Genomic DNA, 17710 nt, shown 5'->3' with positions numbered 1-17710 from the left:
CTCATCCCTCCGTCGGTTGGTCGTGCACGCGGACGCCACCGGACACGTCGCCGATGGCGTCCACGACGCGGTTGCTGATCTGGTCGCCGTAGCCGAGGTTGTCCGCGAGACCGAAGCTGGCCAATGGCCCGGACGCGTTGAGCGTCGGAACACCGAGCCTGCCCAGCAGGTCCACGTAGAGCGCGACGTCCTTGGTCATCAGCCTGCTGGTGAGGCCACCCTCCAGGTAGTCGCCGGTCACGATGCGCGGAAACCGGTTGAGGGTGGCGAAGTTGACGCCGCTGCTCGTGTTGATGACCTCCAGCAGCTGGGTGAGGTCGAGACCGGCGCGGCGTCCGGCGACCATCACCTCCGCGCTGGCCGCGAGGCTCACCGCGTTGAGGAAGTTGTTCAGCAGCTTCGCGGTGTGGCCGGCTCCGGACGGGCCCATGTGATGGACCCGCGCGGCGATCGGCTCCATGACCCAGCCGATGTCGGCCAGCGCCTGGGCGTCACCGCCGGCCATGATGGTCAGCGTGCCCTTGTCCGCGGCCGCCGCCCCGCCGGAGATTCCCGCGTCCAGGTAGCGCACACCCACCGCGTCCGCCTCGTCGTGGAGCGTCGTGGTGGAGGCCGGCGAGGCGGTCGACAGGTCGACGACGGTCGACCCCGTCGACGCCGACGGCAGCAGAGCGCGGACCACCGGCTCCACCACGTGGCTGTCCGGCAGGGACAGCAGGATCACCTCGGCCCGGGTGGCGACCTCCGCCGGGTCGGCGGCCGGCTCTGCGCCCACCGTTTCGGCCCGTCCGGCCACCGGGTCGTGCCCGACGACCGTGATGCCCGCGTCGACCAGCCTGCGGGCCATCCGCCCGCCCATGTTGCCGAGGCCGATCACGCCGACCGTTCTGCTCGCCATCAGGCGATCTCCTCTCCTCGATGTGTCGCGGGGTGCAGCCGGGCGTCCACCGGAGCGGTGTCCCAGGCCCCGGCGCCACCGGAGGGACGCACGATGCTCACCGCCGACGCGCCGCCGTCCACCGAGATGACCTCGCCGGTCAGGTATCCGGCGTCGGCGCTGAGCAGGAAAGTCACCACCGAGGCGATCTCCTCGGCCGTGCCCGGCCTGCGCAGCGGGGTGGTGGCGGCGCGGCGCGCCATGTCGTCACCGCCACCTGGTCCCGAGCCGGACTCGGTGAACAGCGCGGTCGGCACGATGCCCGGGGCCACCGCGTTGACCCGGACCCCGATCGGCCCTCCGTACAGGGCGGCGCCGCGCAACACACCGAGTACGCCGTGCTTTGACGCCTGGTACGCCAGCAGGTCGTCGCTGCCGCGCAGCGATGCGATGGATGCGGTGAGCACGATCGCCCCGCCGCCACCCTGCCGCTCGTACTGCCGGAACGCCTCCCGCACCCCCAGGAACGCGCCGCGCAGGTTGATGCCGACCACTCGGTCGAACTCGGCCACCGACAGCTCCGGCAGCCGGGTCAGCGGGCCGGGCACTCCCGCGTTGAGGTGATGCAGGTCGACCCGTCCGAACGCGGCCACTCCCGCCGCCACGGCGGCGTCGACGTCGCTCTCGTCCGCGACATCGCCGACGTGGCGGACGGTGTCAGTGGGAAGCTGGGCAGCCAGCGCGGCGAGCCGGTCGCCGTCGGTGTCCATCAGCACCAGCCGGGCGCCGAGGCCGGCGAGGCGGCGTGCGGTGGCCGAGCCGATCCCGCCCGCGGCCCCGGTGACCAGCGTGACCTTTCCGTCCAGGTCCATCAGCTCTCCCCTCCGCGTGCGATGCGCACCACGAGATCGCCGAGCTCGTCGGGCAGTCCCTCGACCCGGCCGGCGAACCGGTCGCCCACTTGGGCGTCGTGTCCGGCGACCAGTAGCCGGCCGCTGTCCTCGGTCATCTCCCGCAGGAGGTCGAACCCCTGGTACATCTCGAGCAGGTCGGCCACCACGAAGAACGGCCGGTCGCGTTCCAGCTCCTCGTAGAAGTGCAGCGCGTCGGCGGCCAGGATGACCGTGCCGTCACCGCCTGCCACCTGGGCGATCAACTGGCCAGGGGTGTGTCCGCCGACCACGGTCAGCTCGATCCCGGGTGCCAGGTCCACGGTTCCCTCGACCTGCCGCAGACGTCCTTGCCCGGCGATGGTCGCCAACCGGGCGAGCTCGTCGGCCTCGGTGGAGTGCGCGAACTGGGTTCGCCGAGCGTACGGGCCGGTCCAGAACTCGAACTCGCGCCGGGCGATGACCACCTCGGCGGCCGGGAAGTGGTCGAGGTTGCCGATGTGGTCGTAGTGCGCATGGGTGACCACGACCTGGCTGACAGACTCCGGCGTGATGCCCAGGCCGCGCAGCGCGTCCGCCGGGTGGACGAGCATCGTCCGGCGGCGCGCAAGGCCCGGTTCGGGTCCGAACCCGCAGTCCACGACGATCGTGCGGTCGCCGTTGCGGACGACCCAGAAGAAGTAGTCCATCGGCAGGTCGCTGTCGGGCTCGCCGTAGACGTGGAAGTTGAGGTACGTCTCGGCCTTGCGCGCGACGCGGCTGCCGTAGCGGACCGCGAGCACCTCGTACTCGCTCACTTCGCCGTCCCCGCGACGTCGGCATGGAAGTCGACGTCCTTGGTCTCCGGTCCGGCGGCGGCGCCGATCGTGGCGAGCACCCCGCCGACGAACAACAGCACGAGCGGGGTCAGCACGTACGGCATGAACTGGCCCAGCCCCTCGAGGAAGAACGCGTAGAAGGAGGGGATGATCACCGAGGCGCTGAACCCGAGACCGAACCCGGACGCGCGTACATCGGTGTGGAACCGCTCGTTGATGTAGGGCAGCACCGCGCCCCACGGCGCGGTGACCAGCACCGAGAATGCGCAGACCACCAGCATCACGACCCCGATGGGCAGCGACGTCCCGGTCACCAGGACCCACAGCAGTGCCGAGCCCACCGTCGCGATGAGCGGCCCGAGGATCAGGAACAGCCGTCGCCTGCCGATCCGCTGGCTGATGACACCCGCCGCGATGTAGCTGAACACCAGGCAGGCGTAGGCCAGCAGCAAGGTGAGCGTCAGCTGGGTTCCGGTGAACTTCAGCTGGGTGTGGAGCACCGCGGTCGGCAGGTAGAGCGTCACCAGGTTCTGGGTCAGCCAGAAGCCGGTCATCATCGTGAACACCTGTAGGAAGCTGCGCCCGCTGGCGCCGCGGAACACCGTGCCCAGCGGCGAGGACGTCTTCTCGGACTTCTCCCAGATCTCCGACTCGGAGACGCTGCGCACGTAGTAGAGCGCGAGCAGCCCGGCCAGCAGCGCCCCGATGACGAACGGGATTCGCCAGCCCCACACCGCGTAGGGCGAGCCCGGTCCGTCCAGCGGGAAGATCGCGAAGGACACCAGCCCGATCAGGTTGATCACGATGTAGGCGAGTGGGAACGCGGCGAGGATGACGCCGCCGAGCAGGCCTCGCTTGTGCTTCTCGGAGTACTCCATGGCCAGCGGTAGCGCACCGGTGTATCCGCCGCCGAGGCACACGCCGTCGAGGAAGCGCAGCACGATCAGCAGCCAGTAGGAGGCGATGCCGATCGTCGCGTGACCCGGGACGAACGCGATCAGCAGGGTGATGACGCCGAAGCCGCTGACCGAGGTGATGGTGGTCTTGCGCCTGCCGATCCGGTCGGCGAGGGCACCGAAGACCGCGGCGCCGACCGGGCGTCCGATCAACGTGGTGACGAACACCAGCGAGGTGAGGATTCCGGCCTCTCCCGGGGACATCTGGGCCGGCTGGAAGTAGCTCAGTGCCGGAGTCAGGATCACCGTCGGCAGGTAGATGTCGAACATGTCGACGAACTCGGCGAAGAACGCGCCGATGGTCGCCGACCGTCGTTTCTCCGCCAGCGCCGAGGTGTCACCCGGGTTCCGCTGGGCGGTCCGCCCGCTGTGTGTCATGTGGGCCCACCCTTTGCCGCAACGTTGCGTGAGATGAGTTTGTCTGCCTGTCAGACAATCTGTCAGACGGACACGCTAATCGCGGCATGCGGATGGGTCAATGCGGAAGGTCGAACGCGGCGGCCTGGCCGTGCAGGGCGCCCTCGGCGTCGACCAGGTTCCAGACCGTGGCCTTGTCGATCCAGAACTGGGCACCGGACTTGGCGATGCGCAATCCTCGGTAGTCGTCGATGAACCCGTGCTCGGCCACCTGCTCGAACAAGCGGTCGCGTTCCGCGCGGTCCGGAGTGGCCGCGGAGTACCTCGACGGCAGACCCACGAACTCGTCCCAGCTGTAGCCGAAACACCGCTGGGCGGCCAGGTTCGCGTAGCAGAAGAGCGGATCGTCGGAGAGTCGATGCGCCAGCAGCACGAACGGCGCATCCCGGTAGAGCCAGCGCCCCATGTCGGTCGACGCCGGCTCCCCGCCAGGTGTCAGCGGCCGACCCACCACACGGAGATGGCTGCTGGTGAGCAGCGCCGCGAAGTCCGGATCGTCGGGCGTGATCAGGTCCCGGTCTCCCCGCACGGGGTCAGCCTCCTCGATGGGGACGTCAGGCCATCGACACCAGCTTCGCCCGGCGGCGCGGAGACCGTGCTGTGAGGCGTGCGGCGATCGAGGGCGCCGCTCACCCGGTCAGGACTCAGGTGCCCTGGTTCCTCGACTCCTCGTTCTCGTGGTGCTCGGCCTTCGCCGCGTGCTTGTCCGCGACCTGCTGCGCCCGCTCCGCGCGCTCGCGCTCCGTGGCGGCCTGCGCCTCAGCCTTGGCTGCGTGCTCGTCCGCGACCTGCTGCGCGTTCTCGGCGCGCTCCTGCTCGGCTTCCTTGTGCTGCTGGGACTGCCCTTCCTCGCGCAGACCGTCGCTGCCGGTCAGGTCCCCCAGCGCCTCCTTGACCTTGCCCTTGAGTCCCTCGACGCCCATCGTCAGCTCCTTCGACCTCTCGGTTCCGGCCCGTGTGCCGGCTGTCGTCGTCCGATGGCTACCCGGTGAGATCGGCCCGAAACGACGGCGCGGCAGGTGCGGCACCGGCGGCATGGCACCATCGGGCGCATGACGATCGAGCGGTTCGAGGTCAAGCGCAGGATCGCGGCCGATGCCGCGACGATCTTCGGACTGCTCCGTGATCCCAAGGGACATGTGGCGATCGACAGCTCGGGCATGCTGATGGCCGCCACCGGCGATCCGGTGAACGCCGTCGGCGACACCTTCGTGGTGCACATGGACCGCGAGTCGCTCAACGACTTCCCGGAGCTCGGCCGCTACGACGTCACGATCAGCATCACCGCGTTCGAGCCCGACCGGGAGATCGCCTGGACGGTCACCGGTGTGGCGCGGCCGCCGATCGGCCACATCTACGGCTACCGCCTCGAACCGGTGGACGACGGCACACTCGTCACGTCGTACTACGACTGGTCCGACATCGAGCAGTCCTGGCGCGACCGAGGCATCTTCCCGATCATCTCGGAGAACGCCCTGCGGGCCACCCTCGGCATCCTGGCCAGGACGGTGGCCGACCAGCGCACCGCACCCTGACCCCACGCCGGAGTGCGGTCCGGCGCGCGGGGTTAGCCTCTTCCGCAAGTCGCCGGCGTTCTGCTGTGCCCGCGCCGGAACGGCGTAGTGAACGTGCACCCCGCACTACCTCCGGGAGAACCTAACCATGGCCGAATCGGCGTGCCACGACACGATCATCCACACCGTCGCACTGGTCTCGATCGTCGACGGGCGGCTGCTGATGGTGCGCCCTCGTGACAAGAAGGCGTTCTACCTGCCCGGGGGCAAGATCGATCCCGGCGAGAGCGACGTCGACGCGCTCGTTCGTGAGCTCGGCGAAGAGCTCGCCGTCCACACCGACCCCGCCGCTCTCCGGTACCTCACCGACATCGACACATCCGCCTACGGGCACGGACCCGGGGTGCGGGTCCGGATGCGCTGCTACCTCGGCGGTTTCCAGGGCGATCCGACGCCGAACGCGGAGATCGAGGAGGTCCGCTACCTGAGCCCGACCGACTACGTCGATCTCCCGGAGACGGCGCCCGCGGTCCTCGACCTGATCGACGAGCTCCGGTCCCGGCACCTGATCGGGACGCCGTCGTGAACGACGTATCCGACCGGGGCTTCTGGGAGGAACGCTGGTCCCAGGCCCTGCGTGACCACGGCGATGCCATCACGCGCCGACCACCGAACGCCCATCTGACCGGGATCGCTGAAGACCTCGTCGCCGGTGTCGCGCTCGATGCGGGCTGCGGCCACGGCTCCGACACACTTTGGCTGGCCACCCGAGGCTGGCGGGTCACCGCGGTCGACTTCTCGGCGACCGCGCTGGACCACGGCCGGTCGACGGCCGACGCCATCGGGACAGACGTCGCCGAACGCGTCGAGTGGGTCGAGGGCGATCTCGGGACGTGGGCGCCTGAGCCCGGCCACTACGACCTCGTCTTGTGCCTCTACGTCCACGTCGACGGCTCGGTCGAGGCGATGGTGGAACGAATGGCGGCGGGCGTCGCGACCGGCGGGTCGCTGTTGCTGGTGGGCCACCGCCCCATCGACCCGGAGACCGGCGCGGCCACTCCCGCCGCCGGCCAGGTGCAGGTCTCCGTCGACGAGGCCGTCGCCGCGCTCGACCCCGCCCGATGGGAGTTCGTCGTCGCCGAGGACCGCCCACGCGCCGCGGCCGGCACCGGCACCGACGCCGTCATCCACGCACGACGCCTGTCCTGACCGGAACACACCGGCCACTTGACCACCAGGCGTCCTTCACGCAATATACAGGCCAGTCAATATATTGCGATGAACAGGAGCCGATGTGGCCGCCGGACCTTCCACCCGACCGGCCGGGCGTCCACCGAAGGACGTCCCACAGGGTGACGCGACCCGGCGGCGGATCCGAGAGGTGGCCACGGAGCTGTTCGCCGAGATCGGCTACCACAGCACCGGCACCGCGGAGATCGGCCGCAGGGCCGGGGTCCGACAGGGGGCGCTCTACTACCACATCGGTTCGAAGGAAGAGCTGCTCTACGAGGTGCTCAAGGCTCACGTCGAAGAGACGCTCAAGGGCGAGCAGGCCATCGCCGCCCTCGATCTCCCGGCCGAACGCAAGCTCGAACGACTGATCACCCACCAGGTGACCACGATCGCTCATCGACGCGACGAAGTGGCCATCTACCTGCGCGAACGTCAACATCTGACCGGGCGTCGGGCGGACGACCTGCAGCAGCTCCGGGACACCGTCGAACAGATCTGGCGGAGTGTCATCGCGGACGGGGTGGCGAGCGGCTCGTTCAGGAAGGTCGACCACGTCGAGATCAACGGCCTACTGGGGATGGTCAACATGGTCTTCTACTGGTACCGGCCCGATGGTGAGCTGGCCCCCGAGGACATCGCACGCAGGTTCGTCGATCTGGCGCTCAGAGGAGTCAGCACCGCCTGAGCTGAACCCAGCGGGCGCCGGGCACCGTCGGCGCCGACGTGTAGCCGAAATGTACTGACTGACCACTATGGGAGGCGTCCATGGGAGACGGCGGCAACGTGGCTGAACTGACCATCCTGGCGGAGGGTCTGCGGTTCCCCGAGGGGCCGGTAGCGATGCCCGACGGGAGTGTCCTGGTGGTCGAGGTCGCGGCGGGCCGCATCACGCGCGTCGCACCGGACAGATCGAAGACGGTGGTCGCCGAACCGGGCGACGGCCCCAACGGCATGGCACTCGGACCGGACGGCAAGCTCTACGTCTGCAACAACGGCGGATGCTTCACCTGGCACGACCACGACGGGATGCTGGTGCCGGGTGCGCACGACCCTGGCCGCTACCGGGGTGGGCGGATCGAACGGATCGACCTGAACAGCGGGACGGTCGAGGTGCTCTACACCGAGTGCGCGGGTCACCGGCTGCTCGCCCCGAACGACATCGTGTTCGACGCCGAGGGCGGTTTCTGGTTCACCGACCACGGCCTCGTCCACGATCGGTCGAAGAGCCGCAGCGCGATCTACTACGCGGCCACGGACGGATCGTCGATAGCCGAGGTCGTCTTCCCGCTCGACTCCCCGAACGGCATCGCGCTCTCCCCCGACGGCACTCGGCTGTACACGGCCGAGACGTTCACCGGCAGGGTCTGGTTCTGGGACCTCGCGGCGCCGGGGCAGATCGTGCCGGCGCCGGGCATTCTCGGCCACGGTGGGACGGTGCTGCGCGGACTCGGTGGAGAACGTGCGTTCACCGGCCTCGACTCGATGGCCGTCGACGGCGACGGGTGGGTCTGCGTGGCGACCCTGATCGCCGGTGGGATCACCGCGGTGTCGCCCGATCACGAGCAGGTCGAGTTCCACTCGACCGGCGACCCGATGACCACGAACATCTGCTTCGGCGGGGCCGATCTCGGCACCGCGTTCGTGACCCTGTCGGGCAGCGGACGACTCGCCGCGATGCCCTGGCCACGCCCTGGTCTGGAGCCGGCGTTCGCACCGGCGTCCAGGTGAGGAGGGCGACATGGGCGTGATCACGTTCGGCGAACACCGGTGGTCCTCATCGGACATCCTCCAGCGGGTCGACCGGGTCGCGGCCGGCTTCCAGAACCTCGGTGTCGGGGAAGGCGACGGTGTCGCCATCTGCCTGCGCAACGACGTCGTCTACTACGAGGCGTCCCTGGCCGCCGGGGCGATCGGGGCGTTCCCGGTTCAGGTCAACTGGCACTACACCGCCGCTGACCTGCGCTACATCATCGAGGACTCCGGAGCGCGTGCGCTGGTCGTCCACGCCGACCTGCTGCGACGACTCCGCGACGGGATCCCGGACGACGTGGCGGTCCTCTCCGTGCCCACGCCACCGGAGGTCCGGTCCGCCTACGCCATCCCGGCGGCCGATGCCGTGGTCGAGCCCGGAGACCTCGACTGGGCGACGTGGCGTGACGGCTTCACCGACGGGCCGCAAGCGCCGTCGACCTTTCCTTCCACCGTCATCTACACCTCCGGCACCACCGGCAGGCCCAAAGGGGTCACGCGCGCCGCGTTCACCTCACACCAGCTCGACGCGATGACCTCGATGTTCACCCAGTCCTACGGGTTCCATCTGGCGGACGACCCGACACGCATATCAACGGCCATCGTCGGACCCACCTACCACTCCGCACCGAACGCCCACGCGACCTTCTCGTTCCGCGCCGGAGCGAACGTCGCTATCGTCCCCCGGTTCGACCCGGAGGGTCTGCTGCAGCTCATCGAACGTGAGCGGATCACCCACCTGAACCTCGTTCCGATCATGTTCAGCCGGTTGCTGAAGCTGCCGCGCGAGGTACGCGACCGCTACGACCTGTCCTCGCTGCGCTACGCGGGCCACGCCGCCGCGCCCTGCCCGCCCGACGTCAAACGGGCGATGATCGACTGGTGGGGACCGGTGATCGGCGAGTACTACGGGGCCACCGAGATGGGCAACGTCACCCTCTGCACGTCCCAGGAATGGCTCGACCACCCAGGGACCGTCGGCCGCGTCATGCACGGCGCCGAGGTGAAGGTCCTCGACGAGAACGGCAGCGAGCTGCCGGCCGGTCAGATCGGCGAGATCGCCGGCACGTTCCACGGGTTCGGCGACTTCGCCTACAACAACGACCCGGAGAAACGTGCCTCGGTCGACCGCGACGGGCTGATGGCTCCTGGTGACATCGGGTACTTCGACGAGGACGGGTTCCTGTACATCCGGGACCGCAAGATCGACATGATCATCTCCGGCGGGGTGAACATCTATCCCGCCGAGATCGAGGCGGCGCTGCACCACATGCCCGAGGTCGCGGACTGCGCGGTGTTCGGCATCCCCGACGACGACTACGGCGAGGCCGTCCACGCCGTGGTGCAGCCGAGAGCGGACGCGGGCGACCTCACGGCCGAGGACATCTCGGCGTTCCTGCGCGACCGGGTCGCCGGCTACCTGGTGCCCCGGACGGTGGACTTCTCGACGGACCTACCCCGGGAGGACTCCGGCAAGATCTTCAAGCGGAAGCTGCGCGAACCCTTCTGGTCGGCGGCCGGACGCACCATCTGAAATCCTCGCCCCAGGCGGAGATCGATCACCCGAAAGGTTCCCCCATGATCAAACTGGTGTACATCCTGCGCGCCCGCGCCGACGTCGACATCGCCGAGTTCCGTCGCTACTGGCTGGAGGACCACGCGCCGAAGGTGCGTGGAGTGGCCGAGGCGATCGGCGCGGTCCGCTACGTACAGAGCCACACCCTGGACACTCCGCTCAACCAGGCGCTCGTCGAGGGCCGGAGCATGACCGAGGGCTTCGAAGGCATCACCGAGGTGTGGTTCGACGACCTGGACACCCTCACCGCGCGCGCCGCCTCGGCGGAGGGTGCCGAGGCGATGAGCATGCTGCAGCGGGACGAGTCCACGTTCATCGACCTGGCCCGCTCCACCATCTTCCTGACCGAGGAGCACGAGATCTTCGATCTGACCTGATCCGAGACCGGGCCTGTGCGACGAAGCACAGTTGACCGGCTCGGACACCCGGACGTAACGTCGGAACGAAGGTCAAGAGCGTCAGCGTCAAGCCCCGGCTCGCTGGCCGGCAACCCTCCACCGCGGTGGGGTGCTCCGGGTGCGGACCGGGCCGTCGTGCAGCCACGTCGGCAAGCGTGGACCCACTGGTACGAGGCTCGTGTCGGTCGTGTCCCGGAGACCCACGCGGAGAGCCACATGCCGGCCCCCGACGCGCATGTCCTCGACCAGCCGGCCAGGGCGGCGCTGCTCGGTCCACACGCACACCTCGCCGAGCGCAGGGGCCGGGTGCTGCGCTACCCGGCCGACGTGTCCCCGTTCCTCGCGTTCCCGTCCGACCCCGTCGAGGCGGACTGGCACGATCTGGCCGAGCTCGCCGGCCCGGGTGCGTTGGCCGGGGTGTCCGGCGTGGCTGTCCCGCCGGGGTGGGAGGTCGTGTCCACCGGCGCGGGCGTGCAGATGGTCGACGACGGGATCGCCGCCGCCCACGACCCGGAGACCGTGGTGCTGGGCCCGAGGGACGTCCCCGAGATGCTCGCGCTCGTCGGGCGGACCCACCCCGGCCCGTTCCTGCCTCGGACCATCGAGATGGGGACCTACCTGGGGATCCGTCGAGGTGGACGGCTCGTCGCGATGGCGGGCGAACGCCTGCACCCGCCCGGCTGGACCGAGATCAGCGCCGTGTGCACCGACGCGGACCAGCGTGGACAGGGCCTGGCCACCCGGCTGGTCCTGGCGGTCGCGGCCGGCATCCGGGACCGGGGAGAGACCCCCTTCCTGCACGCTGCGGCGACCAACACCACCGCGATCCGGCTGTACGAGTCCCTCGGCTTCACGCTCCGCCGAACCGCGACGTTCGGCGCCGTACGGGTGCCCACCTTCGCCCGCGGGCACTGACGCGCACCATCGTCCGAGCGAAGTGTGACGAAAGTGAATGGCCAGCCGGCGTGGCCGACACGGGGCACTTCGGGATCTGATGACTATGATGAGTGGGTCGGAACCTCCGTACGGCTCATTGACTCGGAGGTCGCGGGTTCACATCCCGCGCTAGCCCGCGACCAGACACCACACGAGGGAGCGATCGCCGATCGGCGGTCCGGCTTCGATCGTATGGAGGCAGGAGCACGTTCGTGGCTCGAGGTGACCAGCGCTCACGGCGCGTTCACCGCACCGCTCGTACACCGGGACGCCGGGTGCGCGATCGGGACGACGACGGCATCATCGCGGTTCTGGCCCGGACCGCGCGTGAGGTCGAGACGGCGGCCCAGCGCGGGCGCATGCTCGACCAGCAACGGACGAAGTTCCAGGTCGTGGCGGTCCTCGCCCGGCAGGAACGCGCCCGGGTGCGTGCGGAGATCAGCAACGACACCCTCCGGACGGCCCTGCTGAAGCGGCTCGACGGGATCGCGTTGATCCTTGCGCAGATCGCCACCAGGGACACGTCGTTGCTGGAGCTGCTCGGCGAGGACGCCGTCCTGTCCGACGCCGCGAAGGCGGTCAGGCGGAACCTGTTGAACGACGCCGGAGTCGAGGCGCCTCCCGCCGAGCCCGCGCCGCAGGAAGCACCGCCCGCCGCGCCGGCAGCCACCGAGCGACAGGTCGTGCCGAGGGCGATCGTCTCCCGCCAGCTGGCCAACCCCTTCCTGGCCCCGGACTTCTCGGCCGCGAGGCCCAGCACCGCGCCACCCGTGCGTCGCCTCGCCACCTGGGAGCTGCTCGGGCCGCTGTTCAACTCGTTCGAACGGGCCGGCGAGGGTGCCTCGCCGTGCATGACGCTGCCGACACCCACGTCCCTGAACGCGCCGGGCGGCCACGAGCTGATGCCGCACCAGGGCCAGCTGATCGCCGCGGCGGCCGCCGGACATCGCAGTTTCCTGCTCGCCGACGAACCAGGTCTCGGCAAGACGGCCCAGGCGCTCCTCGCCGCGCAGGCCGCGAAGGCCTATCCGCTGCTGGTCGTCGTGCCGAATGTCGTCAAGACCAACTGGGCACGCGAGGCGGCGCTGTGGACCCCGAACCGCTCGGCCACCGTGATCCAGGGCGACGGTGAGACGATGGACGGCTTCGCCGACATCGTCGTGGTCAACTACGAGGTGCTCGACCGCCATCAGGGCTGGATCGGCGACTTCGGTTTCCGCGGCATGGTCATCGACGAAGCGCACTTCATCAAGAACAAGACCTCCCAGCGCTCCCGGCACGTGCTCCAGCTCTCCGAACGCATCCGGTCCCGCGTCACCCGGCCCCTGCTGATCGCACTGACCGGGACGCCGCTGATCAACGACATCGAGGACTTCCGAGCCATCTGGCAGTTCCTCGGCTGGATCGACGACACCAAGCCGCTGCCCGAGCTGATGCGAGTACTCGAGGAGACCGGGCTGACCCCGGCCGATCCCGAGTTCTACCGCGCCGCCCGCCAGTGTGTGGTCGACCTCGGCATCGTGCGTCGCCGCAAGGTCGACGTCGCGGCGGACATCCCGGCCCGGCGGATCGCCGACCTTCCCGTCGAGCTGGACGACAAGCTCGGCCGCTCGATCCGGGAGGCCGAACGGGGCCTCGCCCGCCGCATGGTGGAGCGGTACGAGACAGCCCTCGCACGGCGTGATTCCGGACCCGAGGTCGAGGGCATCGACCATGAGCTGGTGCGCAGGATCGCCGCCCGGGAGCGGAAGGAAGCGACCAAGGCCGAGGGCGACGACAACGTGTTCGCCATGATGCGCCGCATCGGACGCGCGAAGGCCGGCCTCGCCGCAGACTATGCGGCTCAGCTGGCCCGCAGCGCGGGCAAGGTCGTCTTCTTCGCGAAGCACCTCGACGTCATGGACGCCGCCGAGGAGACCTTCGCCAAGGCCGGAATCCGGTACTCCTCGATCCGGGGTGACCAGACATCGGCCGTGCGGCAGAAACAGATCGACGCGTTCGTGAACGAACCGGACGTCGCGGTCGCCGTCTGCTCGCTCACCGCGGCAGGTGTCGGCATCAACCTGCAGGTCGCCTCGAACATCGTGCTCGCCGAGCTGTCCTGGACCGACGCGGAACAGACCCAGGCGATCGACCGCAGCCACCGCATCGGGCAGACCGAGCCCGTCACCGCCTGGCGCATCATCGCCGCCCAGACGATCGACGCGAGGATCGCCGAGCTGATCGACAGCAAGGCGGGCCTCGCCGCCAGGGCGCTGGACGGCTCCGACGTCGAGGTGGGCGCCTCCGAGGACATCCAGCTGCAGGCTCTGATCGCGCTGCTGACCGATGCCTTGACGGCACCGGTCTAGCGGACGGACACCCTCTCGACGAGACCGGCGAGCTGCTCGGTGGTCGTGCCCCATCCGTCGGCGAAACCGAGCTCGGAGTGCAGCGCCCTGGCGGCCGGATCACCGTGGCGCACGGTGATCCGGTAGTCGGTGCCGTCCGGGCAGTCCCGGAGGACGACCTCGGCGGTCATCAGCACCGGCGCCGGGCTCGCGGGTCGCCATCCGCTGTCGATCGCGTTGGTGAACACGAGGCGCTCGAACTCCTCCACGACCAGGAAACACGCGTCCAGATGCGGGACGAACGTGTCCCCGTCATCGCTCATCCGCGTGACGAACGCGCCGCCGGGACGGACGTCGAGGCTTTCGACGCGGCAGCGCGTCGGGGCGGGGATCCACCACTGCGCCAGGTTCGCCGGGTCGGTCCACGCCGCCCACACGTCCGCACGGGACGCACGGATGACGCGGTCGATGCCGAGATCGAGATCGGGGTTCACTTGTTCTCCTCGGGGTGGGTCACGAACCGCTCCAGGCGGTCGGTGCGATCGGTCCAGATGCGTCGCTGCTGCGCGAGCCAGTCCTCGACCAGCGCGAGGCGTTCCCGATTGAGCTCACAGGTGCGCACCCGGCCGGACTTGGTCGTGTGGATCAAGCCGTTCGACTCGAGCATCCGTACGTGCTTCATGAACGACGGAAGGGTCATCGGTGCGTCTCTGGCGAGGTCTCCGACGCTCGCCCGGCCGCAGCCGAGCCGCCGGATCACCGCACGCCTCGTCGGGTCGGCGAGCGCGACGAACAGTCCGTCGAGCACCACGGAATGGTTATCCACAAGGCTAAGTATTGAGCACGCAGACACTTAGCGCAAGGGCTAAGTATCTGAGTCGATGCACAGCGCAGGGCGGACGCTTCGAGTAGAAGGGGAACATGCGATTCGTATTCGTCGGAGCGGGAGCGATCGGTAGTGCGGTCGGCGGCCTGCTCGCGCAGCGGGGAAGCGACGTCCTACTGGTCGCGCGGGGTGAGCACGCCCGGTCGATGATGGCGGGCGGCCTGACCGTGAGATGTCCCGACACGAGGTGGACGCTCCCGGTGACCACCGTGACCGGGCCCGACCACGCACACCTGACCGTCGACGACGTGCTGGTGCTGACCACGAAGACCCACCAGGCCGAGGCTGCCGTCGAGCAGTGGGCCGACGTGCCGGTACACGACCGTACCGGCGCTGTCGTCGGCTTCGCCGGCCGGTTGTTGCCGATCCTCACCGCACTCAACGGAGTCGCCAGCGAGGCCATCGCGCTGCGGTACTTCGAGCGGGTCTTCGCGGTGTGCGTGTGGTTCCCGACGGTGATGACCGAGCCCGGCGAGGTCATCGTCAGGACGGTGAGCCCACGCGGGGTGTTCCACGTCGGTCGGTACGGGGCGTCCCCCGATCCCGCCGCCGACGCGCGACTCGTCAAGGCCATCGGGGAGGAGTGGGGAGCAGTCGGTCTCCGGATCGTCCGGTCCGACGAGGTGATGCGATGGAAGCACCGCAAGCTGCTCGCCAACCTGGGCAACGTGCTGCAGGCGCTGCTCGGGGACGCCTCCGGCGCCGGCGACATCCGCCGCGCCGCGGAGGACGAATGCCGTCAGGTCTTCGATCGCGCGGGCATCGAGATCGCCGGCGACGAGGAGTCCCGGACAGCCTGGGGCGCGCTGGTGACCAAGCCCGTCCCCGGCGAGCCGGCCCAGCTGGGCGGTTCGAGCTGGCAGTCACTCGTCCGGGGCACCGGCACCATCGAGACCAGCTACCTCAACGGCGAGATAGCGCTGATCGCTCGGCGGATCGGACAGCCGGCACCGGTGAACACCGCGCTCACCGCACTGGCCCGCCGTGCGGCCCGCGAGGGACTGCGCCCCGGCTCACTCACCGCCGAGGACCTCCGAACGCACCTCGGCCAGGCCGTCTGACCCGTCACCCACCGGCCACCTCACACGACTACCGGCTGGATCGATCGCGGCGGTACCGCAGCAGCAGCACGTCGTCGGCCGTCAGCAGGCCGGCCAGCCGCGTCCCTCTCGGATCGGCGCCAGAGGTACCTTCCGCGATCCTGCCGGCGCCCGCTCCGGCCAGCATGGGTGCGACCGTCAGGCACAGCTCGTCCACGGCGTCGGCCGCGATGAGATCGGCGAACAGCCGGGGACCCGCCCTCGCACAGCACCCGACGCAGACCGCGGTCGGCGAGGGCGTCGACCAACGCAGTCGCCCGGTCGGTGTCGAGCTCGACCACCTCGGCACCGGCGTCGGCCAGCCGGCGGCGGTTGGCCTCCGGGGCGGCGCCCGAGGTCAGCACGAGTGGAGCGACGACCGTGTCGGTGAACAAACGCCCCTCGGGATCCAACGCGGCGGTGCGGGTGACCACCGCGATCCTCGGTGGCACACCGGTCTCGGGGTCCGCGCGGCGAGCTCCCGCGTAGTTCTCCGTACGAGCGGTCCCGGCGCCCACGAGAACGACGTCGCACAGGCTGCGCAGCAGGTGGAACACCCGCCTGTCCGGGGCGCACGACAGACCCGAGGACCGGCCGGAGACCGCGACCGCACCGTCCAGGCTGCTGACGAAGTTGACCCGGACGAACGGGCCGGTCGACGATGCGGGATAGGCGTAGAGCCGAGCCAGCTCCTCATCGGACAGCTGCTCGGTGCCGGTGGCCGGCCACAGGTTCAGCACCGGCTCATCCCATCACGGGGCCACGCCCCGCGCCGCCGGACAGCGCGGCGGACAACGACGACCGGAGAGGACCCGATGCGAGTTCTGATCGTGACGGCCGGTTCGCTCGGCGACGTCGCGCCGTTCACCGGCCTGGGCGTTCGGTTGCGACTCGCGGGCCACCAGGTGGCACTGGCCGCGCACGACCGGTTCGCCGACCTCGTGCGAGCGTGCGGGCTGGAGTACCGCGCCCTTCCGGGCGATCCGGTCGCCCTCGTCCGGGCACGCACCGCGGCGCCGTCACCGGAGGACGCACACACGGTCTTCACCGGGTTCCTCGACGAGCTGGGCGAGGGGGTGGTCGCGGCCACGGCCGCCGGCACCGACGTTCTGCTCACCGCATTCGGTCCGGCCCCGCTGAGCCGGCTCGTCGCCCAGAGCGCCGGCATCCCGAGCATGGGTGTCTATCTCGTGCCGGGGCTGCTCACACGAGAGTTCGCGCTCCCGGGATCCTCCAGGCAGCTCTCCCCCGCCGACAACCACGCGGCGGGACGCGCACTGCTGGCCCGCGCCGGCTCCCTCCACGCCGACGTCCTGGCACGGCTGCGTGCCCGGCTGGACCTCCCACCCGTCACCGAGGAGCGCGCGAGCCCGCCGGACAACTGGCCGATCTGCCACGGCTACAGCCCGTCGGTCCTGCCCCGGCCCACCGACTGGCCCGCGTCGGCGCACGTGACCGGGTACTGGTGGCCCGAGCGACCACCGGGCTGGGCGCCGCCTTCGGAGCTGGCCGACTTCCTGGACGCGGGTCCTCCACCGGTGTTCGTCGGGTTCGGCAGCATGATCCCGGACCACGCGCGGCTCCACGAGGTCGTCGCGACCGCGATCGCACGTGCCGGTGTACGTGCCGTGGTGCAGTCCGGCTGGGCAGAGCTCGGCTTCACCGGGGACGACATCCTGTGTGTCGAGGACCTACCCCACGACTGGCTGTTTCCCCGCATGGCGGCCGTCGTGCACCACGCCGGAGCAGGTACCACCGGGGCCGGGCTGCGCGCGGGAGTCCCGGCAGTCCCGGTACCCGTCCTGGTCGACCAGCCCTTCTGGGCGGACCGGCTGCACCGGCTCGGCGTTGCGCCACCTCCGTTGCCGCTGCCCGACCTGACCGCCGGGACTCTGGCCGCCGCGCTGCGCGCCTGCCTCGACCGGCCGTCCTACCGCGACCGTGCCGCCGGGCTCGGCCGCCGGGTCCGCGCCGAGGACGGCGCCGCCGCCGTGCTCTCGCTGCTCACCCGGCTCGACCCGGCGGCCGCTCGATGAGCCACGCCGGACCGG

Annotated in this window: 19 protein-coding genes, 1 pseudogene and 1 riboswitch; of the genes and pseudogenes, 11 read left to right on the top strand and 9 right to left on the bottom strand. The window is 70.1% G+C overall.

The window, feature by feature from the left end:
* Position 1 precedes the first annotated feature (1 nt).
* The 6 genes from G406_RS0128675 to G406_RS56175 form a co-directional block, all read right to left on the bottom strand.
* Complete coding sequence (locus G406_RS0128675; protein ID WP_028936437.1) at positions 2-898, bottom strand: NAD(P)-dependent oxidoreductase; 897 nt, start codon at positions 896-898, stop codon at positions 2-4.
* Complete coding sequence (locus tag G406_RS0128670) at positions 898-1749, bottom strand: SDR family NAD(P)-dependent oxidoreductase (RefSeq protein WP_037078588.1); 852 nt, start codon at positions 1747-1749, stop codon at positions 898-900. The genes G406_RS0128675 and G406_RS0128670 overlap by 1 nt, the downstream gene beginning before the upstream one ends.
* Positions 1749-2564: an N-acyl homoserine lactonase family protein gene (locus G406_RS50540; protein WP_037078587.1), complete on the bottom strand. Its 816-nt coding sequence runs from the start codon at positions 2562-2564 to the stop codon at positions 1749-1751. Before G406_RS50540 ends, G406_RS0128670 begins: the two co-directional genes overlap by 1 nt.
* Positions 2561-3919 carry an MFS transporter gene (locus G406_RS0128660; protein ID WP_028936435.1) on the bottom strand — a complete coding sequence of 453 codons (1359 nt, stop codon included), beginning with the start codon at positions 3917-3919 and terminating at the stop codon, positions 2561-2563. The genes G406_RS50540 and G406_RS0128660 overlap by 4 nt, the downstream gene beginning before the upstream one ends.
* Before the next feature lie 97 nt (positions 3920-4016).
* Positions 4017-4487, bottom strand: a complete 471-nt coding sequence (locus G406_RS0128655) for an MEKHLA domain-containing protein (RefSeq protein ID WP_028936434.1) — start codon at positions 4485-4487, stop codon at positions 4017-4019.
* Between the two features lie 115 nt (positions 4488-4602).
* On the bottom strand, positions 4603-4881 hold the full coding sequence (locus G406_RS56175; RefSeq protein ID WP_211241274.1) for a CsbD family protein: 279 nt from the start codon (positions 4879-4881) through the stop codon (positions 4603-4605).
* A 129-nt stretch (positions 4882-5010) separates the two neighbouring features.
* Between G406_RS56175 and G406_RS0128645 the strand changes: the two genes are divergently transcribed.
* The 9 genes from G406_RS0128645 to G406_RS0128605 all read left to right on the top strand — a co-directional run bounded on the left by G406_RS0128645 (position 5011) and on the right by G406_RS0128605 (position 13715).
* Entirely contained in the window at positions 5011-5493 is a 483-nt protein-coding gene (locus G406_RS0128645; RefSeq protein WP_028936433.1) for an SRPBCC family protein, read from the top strand.
* A gap of 127 nt (positions 5494-5620) precedes the next feature.
* On the top strand, positions 5621-6058 hold the full coding sequence (locus G406_RS0128640) for an NUDIX hydrolase (RefSeq protein WP_037078585.1): 438 nt from the start codon (positions 5621-5623) through the stop codon (positions 6056-6058).
* Positions 6055-6681, top strand: a complete 627-nt coding sequence (locus tag G406_RS50530; RefSeq protein ID WP_037078583.1) for a class I SAM-dependent methyltransferase — start codon at positions 6055-6057, stop codon at positions 6679-6681. The genes G406_RS0128640 and G406_RS50530 overlap by 4 nt, the downstream gene beginning before the upstream one ends.
* A gap of 85 nt (positions 6682-6766) precedes the next feature.
* Positions 6767-7390, top strand: a complete 624-nt coding sequence (locus G406_RS50525; RefSeq protein ID WP_211241273.1) for a TetR/AcrR family transcriptional regulator — start codon at positions 6767-6769, stop codon at positions 7388-7390.
* Positions 7391-7488: 98 nt separating this feature from the next.
* Positions 7489-8433: an SMP-30/gluconolactonase/LRE family protein gene (locus G406_RS0128625; RefSeq protein ID WP_245607243.1), complete on the top strand. Its 945-nt coding sequence runs from the start codon at positions 7489-7491 to the stop codon at positions 8431-8433.
* Positions 8434-8443: 10 nt separating this feature from the next.
* Positions 8444-9988, top strand: coding sequence for an acyl-CoA synthetase (locus G406_RS0128620; protein WP_028936430.1), 1545 nt, complete (start codon positions 8444-8446; stop codon positions 9986-9988).
* A 44-nt stretch (positions 9989-10032) separates the two neighbouring features.
* Positions 10033-10407: an EthD domain-containing protein gene (locus G406_RS0128615; protein ID WP_037078581.1), complete on the top strand. Its 375-nt coding sequence runs from the start codon at positions 10033-10035 to the stop codon at positions 10405-10407.
* Between the two features lie 70 nt (positions 10408-10477).
* Positions 10478-10590: riboswitch (SAM riboswitch) on the top strand.
* A 54-nt stretch (positions 10591-10644) separates the two neighbouring features.
* Entirely contained in the window at positions 10645-11343 is a 699-nt protein-coding gene (locus G406_RS0128610) for a GNAT family N-acetyltransferase (protein ID WP_028936428.1), read from the top strand.
* Between the two features lie 296 nt (positions 11344-11639).
* Entirely contained in the window at positions 11640-13715 is a 2076-nt protein-coding gene (locus G406_RS0128605) for a DEAD/DEAH box helicase (protein ID WP_245607242.1), read from the top strand.
* Here the strand turns inward: G406_RS0128605 and G406_RS0128600 are convergent.
* Complete coding sequence (locus G406_RS0128600; RefSeq protein ID WP_028936426.1) at positions 13712-14188, bottom strand: SRPBCC domain-containing protein; 477 nt, start codon at positions 14186-14188, stop codon at positions 13712-13714. The genes G406_RS0128605 and G406_RS0128600 overlap by 4 nt on opposite strands.
* Complete coding sequence (locus G406_RS0128595; protein WP_037078579.1) at positions 14185-14520, bottom strand: ArsR/SmtB family transcription factor; 336 nt, start codon at positions 14518-14520, stop codon at positions 14185-14187. Before G406_RS0128595 ends, G406_RS0128600 begins: the two co-directional genes overlap by 4 nt.
* A 95-nt stretch (positions 14521-14615) precedes the next feature.
* Between G406_RS0128595 and G406_RS0128590 the strand changes: the two genes are divergently transcribed.
* Positions 14616-15641, top strand: a complete 1026-nt coding sequence (locus G406_RS0128590) for a ketopantoate reductase family protein (protein WP_028936424.1) — start codon at positions 14616-14618, stop codon at positions 15639-15641.
* A 28-nt stretch (positions 15642-15669) separates the two neighbouring features.
* Here G406_RS0128590 and G406_RS59865 read toward each other — a convergent pair.
* A pseudogene (locus tag G406_RS59865) lies at positions 15670-16399 on the bottom strand (pyrimidine reductase family protein).
* A 75-nt stretch (positions 16400-16474) separates the two neighbouring features.
* On the opposite strand from G406_RS59865, the gene G406_RS0128580 reads away from it, so the two are divergent.
* Entirely contained in the window at positions 16475-17695 is a 1221-nt protein-coding gene (locus tag G406_RS0128580; protein ID WP_028936423.1) for a glycosyltransferase, read from the top strand.
* Positions 17696-17710 lie beyond the last annotated feature (15 nt).

It is taken from the genome of Actinospineispora spinosispora DSM 44797 (assembly GCF_000429025.1).
Lineage (GTDB): Bacteria > Actinomycetota > Actinomycetes > Mycobacteriales > Pseudonocardiaceae > Pseudonocardia > Pseudonocardia spinosispora.
This window is presented reverse-complemented; position numbering and strand designations above follow the sequence as displayed.

What these genes read in the sequence shown, in the direction of transcription:
- G406_RS0128675 (WP_028936437.1), bottom strand. Translation starts at nt 898, where the DNA reads ATGGCGAGCAGAACGGTCGGCGTGATCGGCCTCGGCAACATGGGCGGG.
- G406_RS0128670 (WP_037078588.1), bottom strand. Translation starts at nt 1,749, where the DNA reads ATGGACCTGGACGGAAAGGTCACGCTGGTCACCGGGGCCGCGGGCGGG.
- G406_RS0128660 (WP_028936435.1), bottom strand. Translation starts at nt 3,919, where the DNA reads ATGACACACAGCGGGCGGACCGCCCAGCGGAACCCGGGTGACACCTCG.
- G406_RS56175 (WP_211241274.1), bottom strand. Translation starts at nt 4,881, where the DNA reads ATGGGCGTCGAGGGACTCAAGGGCAAGGTCAAGGAGGCGCTGGGGGAC.
- G406_RS0128645 (WP_028936433.1), top strand. Translation starts at nt 5,011, where the DNA reads ATGACGATCGAGCGGTTCGAGGTCAAGCGCAGGATCGCGGCCGATGCC.
- G406_RS0128640 (WP_037078585.1), top strand. Translation starts at nt 5,621, where the DNA reads ATGGCCGAATCGGCGTGCCACGACACGATCATCCACACCGTCGCACTG.
- G406_RS0128620 (WP_028936430.1), top strand. Translation starts at nt 8,444, where the DNA reads ATGGGCGTGATCACGTTCGGCGAACACCGGTGGTCCTCATCGGACATC.
- G406_RS0128615 (WP_037078581.1), top strand. Translation starts at nt 10,033, where the DNA reads ATGATCAAACTGGTGTACATCCTGCGCGCCCGCGCCGACGTCGACATC.
- G406_RS0128610 (WP_028936428.1), top strand. Translation starts at nt 10,645, where the DNA reads ATGCCGGCCCCCGACGCGCATGTCCTCGACCAGCCGGCCAGGGCGGCG.
- G406_RS0128590 (WP_028936424.1), top strand. Translation starts at nt 14,616, where the DNA reads ATGCGATTCGTATTCGTCGGAGCGGGAGCGATCGGTAGTGCGGTCGGC.
- G406_RS0128580 (WP_028936423.1), top strand. Translation starts at nt 16,475, where the DNA reads ATGCGAGTTCTGATCGTGACGGCCGGTTCGCTCGGCGACGTCGCGCCG.